Source organism: Arthrobacter sp. Hiyo1, from assembly GCF_001263615.2.
Taxonomy (GTDB): domain Bacteria; phylum Actinomycetota; class Actinomycetes; order Actinomycetales; family Micrococcaceae; genus Arthrobacter.
Window position 1 is genome coordinate 385,755 of sequence record NZ_DF952469.1, and the last position, 3,369, is coordinate 389,123.

Genomic DNA, 3,369 nt, shown 5'->3' on the forward strand with positions numbered 1-3,369 from the left:
TCGATTCAGAGGCATTTGCTGCCAGTTCGCGCTGGGGGGGTGGGTCCTACTTGCGGGCGTAGCCCTCCCACTTGCTGGCCTGGTGCTCGCCGTCGACGAAGCGGATGGTGCCGGACTTGGAGCGCATCACGATGGACTGGGTCAGGACCTTGTCCTTGGAGTAGCGCACGCCCTTGAGGAGGTCGCCGTCGGTGATGCCGGTAGCGGCGAAGTAGCAGTTGTCGCTCGTGACGAGGTCGTTCGTGGAGAGGACGCGCTCGAGGTCGTGTCCGGCGTCGATGGCCTTCTGCTTCTCGTCGTCGCTGGTGGGCCACAGGCGGCCCTGGATGACACCGCCGAGGGACTTGATGGCACAAGCGGCAACGATGCCTTCGGGGGTGCCGCCGATGCCCATCAGGGCGTCGACGCCGGTGCCGGAACGTGCAGCGGCAATGGCGCCTGCGACGTCGCCGTCCATGATGAACTTGGTGCGGGCACCGGCTTCGCGGATTTCCTCCACCAGCGGGCGGTGGCGGTCGCGGTCCAGGATCATGACGTTGAGCTGGTTGACCTTGACGCCCTTGGCCTTGGCGATCAAGTGCAGGTTCTGCTTCACCGGGAGGCGCAGGTCCACCATGTCGGCTGCTTCGGGACCCGTGACGAGCTTCTCCATGTAGAACACGGCGGAGGGATCGAACATGGTGCCGCGCTCGGCAACTGCCAACACGGCGAGGGCGTTGTTGATGCCCAGCGCGGTCAGGCGGGTTCCGTCGATGGGGTCGACGGCGACGTCGCACTCGGGTCCGGTGCCGTCACCGACGTGCTCGCCGTTGAAGAGCATGGGGGCTTCGTCCTTTTCACCCTCGCCAATGACAACGACGCCGTTGAAATGGACGGTGTGGAGGAAGGAGCGCATGGCGTCGACGGCGGCGCCGTCTGCCTTGTTCTTGTCGCCGAATCCAACCCAGTGGCCGCCCGCAATGGCGGCAGCTTCGGTAACCCGGACAAGTTCGAGGGCCAGGTTGCGGTCCGGCTCATCGGTCCCGACGGCGAGCGCCGGCGAAATCGTGGAATACTTCTGGGACATTGGCGCTGGAGACACGTGAACCTCTTCTTCGATGACGCGATTCGTGGGACCAGGAATGGCTGGGCTTGGCGGCCTGAATGATTCCTCTAGAAGAGATCATAGTCGGGGCGGGGTGGCGCGGTCATGGGATGACCAACTCCCGGAACGCCCCTTGCGCGGACCGGCCGATGTGTATTAGCCGCTTGGATAGGAGACTATTGAAGCGTGAGTGAAACGCAAGACAAAGCAATTGCCGCCGCCCCCTCCGACGGCGGAGGCACGGGCGCAGCTGGCGCCGACGACGCTGGTCAGGCCGCGGTGAAGCCCGTTATCCCGGCGAAAGCAGCCAAAAGGGCCAATGCGTCGGTGATTGGCATGCTCATCGCCTTGCTCCTCTGCGTGCTGGCGTTCCTGCCGATTGTGCTCATGAATCCGGCGCCAAAGAGCAACGGTTACAAGCCCAACGTCGATGTGGCGGCAACCGCCGCCAATGCGAAAGATGTGGCGGGTTTCACACCGGTGGCGCCGGATACCGGCGACACATTCAGTCCGAACTACGCCCGCTGGTCATCCGGAACCGGCGATGGCGTGCCCACGTGGGAGGTCGGATACGTCACTCCCAAGCAGGCCTTCATCGGCATTGTCCAGACCCGCAAGGCCAACCCAACCTGGATCTTCCAGCAGACCGGCAGTGCTCCGGTTACCGGAACGCGCAGCGCCGGCGGCCACGACTGGGAGCTCCACGACACGGCCAAGGGCAACCGCAGCATGGTCCTGAACTACCGCGGCACCACGATCATCCTGAGCGGCGGCGCCGGCCTGGACGAGTTCTCCACCTTGGCCACCGCAGTGGTCAAGGCAATGGACGTAGCTCCGGTCGCTTCGGCGGACGCGAGCACGAAGCCGGGCGACACAGTTTCGCAGCCTGGCACCACAAAGCCGTAAAGTAGCGCCGTGGCTACCTATCTGACTCCTGCACTTGCCTGGCGCCGTCTGCGCGAAGGAAACGAACGCTTCGTCGCCGGGGAGTCCATGCACCCCAACCAGGACGCTTCCCGCCGGCATTCCCTGGTGGAGGACCAGCACCCCTTTGCCGTGATCTTCGGTTGTTCTGATTCCCGCCTGGCCGCCGAAATCATCTTCGACCTCGGCCTGGGCGATGCCTTCGTGGTCCGCACCGCCGGTCAGGTGATCGACGACGCGGTGCTCGGCTCGCTGGAGTACAGCATCTCCCAACTGCATGTTCCGCTCATCGTGATCCTTGGCCACGACAGCTGCGGCGCGGTGACCGCGACGAAGAGTGCCGTCGAGACCGGTGAAATGCCGGCAGGTTTCATCCGTTCCCTCGTGGAGCGCATCACGCCTTCCGTCCTCACCGCAATGCGCAACGAGCAGACGGACGTCAACGAGATGGTGGTGGAGCACGTCAAGCAGACGGCCCGCCGCCTCGCCGACAGTTCCCGTGTGATTTCCGACGCGATCGACGACGGCCGGGCCGCCGTCGTCGGGCTTTCCTACAAACTGGACGAAGGCCGCGCGGCGCTTGTTTCCGGGATCGGCAAGCTCTAGGCCGGATGCCGGGCCGCCCCGAAGGGGCGGCAAGCGGCGGCCGTAGCTTTGTTCCACCGGTTTTCGGTCAAGCGGCTGCTCGCCATAAGCTAGCCCCATGACTTCCACTCAAGAATCCAACACGGCCGAGTTCCGTATTGAACATGACACGATGGGCGAAGTTCGCGTTCCTGTGAACGCCCTGTACCGCGCCCAGACGCAGCGCGCCGTGGAGAACTTCCCGATCTCCGGCAAGACGCTTGAGCGCGCGCACATCGAGGCCCTGGCCCGCGTCAAGAAGGCCGCGGCCCTGGCGAACGCTGAACTTGGGGTGCTCGACGGCGAGCTCGCCGAGGCCATTGCCAACGCTGCCGATGAGGTTGCCGCCGGAAAGTACGACGGCGATTTCCCCATCGACGTCTTCCAGACCGGTTCGGGCACGTCCTCCAACATGAACACCAACGAGGTCATCGCCGAGCTGGCGACGCGCGCCCTCGCGGCCGCCGGGAGCGACAAAGTTGTCCACCCGAACGACCACGTCAACGCTTCGCAGTCCTCCAACGATGTCTTCCCGACGTCGGTCCATGTCGCCGCGACGTCGGCCCTGATCAACGACCTGATCCCGGCCCTCGAGTACCTGGCTGCTTCCCTGGACCGCAAGGCCGTGGAGTTCAAGGACGTCGTCAAGTCCGGCCGTACCCACCTTATGGACGCCACCCCGGTGACCCTTGGCCAGGAGTTCGGCGGCTACGCAGCGCAGGTCCGTTACGGCGTCG

The 3,369-nt window shown here is 64.8% G+C and carries 4 protein-coding genes; 3 read left to right on the plus strand and 1 reads right to left on the minus strand.

The features are described from left to right. Positions 1-46 precede the first annotated feature (46 nt). Positions 47-1,066 carry a class II fructose-bisphosphatase gene (glpX, locus tag AHiyo1_RS06190; RefSeq protein WP_171983398.1) on the minus strand — a complete coding sequence of 340 codons (1,020 nt, stop codon included), beginning with the start codon at positions 1,064-1,066 and terminating at the stop codon, positions 47-49. 204 nt (positions 1,067-1,270) lie between these two features. Between glpX and AHiyo1_RS06195 the strand changes: the two genes are divergently transcribed. The 3 genes from AHiyo1_RS06195 to AHiyo1_RS06205 all read left to right on the plus strand — a co-directional run. Beyond that, positions 1,271-1,990, plus strand: a complete 720-nt coding sequence (locus AHiyo1_RS06195; protein WP_059387955.1) for a DUF4245 domain-containing protein — start codon at positions 1,271-1,273, stop codon at positions 1,988-1,990. 9 nt (positions 1,991-1,999) lie between these two features. Continuing rightward, on the plus strand, positions 2,000-2,614 hold the full coding sequence (locus AHiyo1_RS06200; RefSeq protein ID WP_059387956.1) for a carbonic anhydrase: 615 nt from the start codon (positions 2,000-2,002) through the stop codon (positions 2,612-2,614). 97 nt (positions 2,615-2,711) lie between these two features. After that, positions 2,712-3,369 (plus strand): lyase family protein (locus AHiyo1_RS06205; protein WP_253257184.1); only part of this gene is annotated, 658 nt, incomplete at its 3' end.

Bases quoted from the DNA above. Each gene is read 5' to 3' on its own strand.
- glpX (WP_171983398.1), bottom strand. From the start codon at position 1,066: ATGTCCCAGAAGTATTCCACGATTTCGCCGGCGCTCGCCGTCGGGACC.